Consider the following 327-nt stretch of genomic DNA (forward strand, 5'->3'; position numbering starts at 1 on the left):
TCATCCCTCTCAAGGTGCTTATATTATTTATACCTCGGGTACCACAGGTCAGCCTAAAGGGGTTGTGGTGACCCATCGAGGGTTAAGTAATTACATACAAGGTGTTTTATCAAAGACTAACATTGAAGAGAATGTCACGAGTATGGCGATGGTCTCGACAGTTGCTGCTGACTTAGGTAACACCACCTTGTTTGGCGCATTGTGCCGAGGCTGTACGTTACACATGATACCAACAGATGTTGCCTTTGAAGCTGATTTATTTGCTCACTACATGGCAACACATCAAGTGGATGTACTTAAAATTGTACCCAGTCATCTACAAGGCTT

General features: G+C 43.4%; 1 protein-coding gene. It reads left to right on the forward strand.

Going from position 1 to position 327, the window contains the following annotated elements; translation table 11 throughout:
* The coding region (locus J3L16_RS16560; protein WP_207614070.1) for an AMP-binding protein at nt 1–327 on the forward strand (327 nt) is incomplete at both ends.

The sequence above is a fragment of the Alteromonas sp. 5E99-2 genome (assembly GCF_017368475.1).
Lineage (GTDB): Bacteria > Pseudomonadota > Gammaproteobacteria > Enterobacterales > Alteromonadaceae > Alteromonas_F.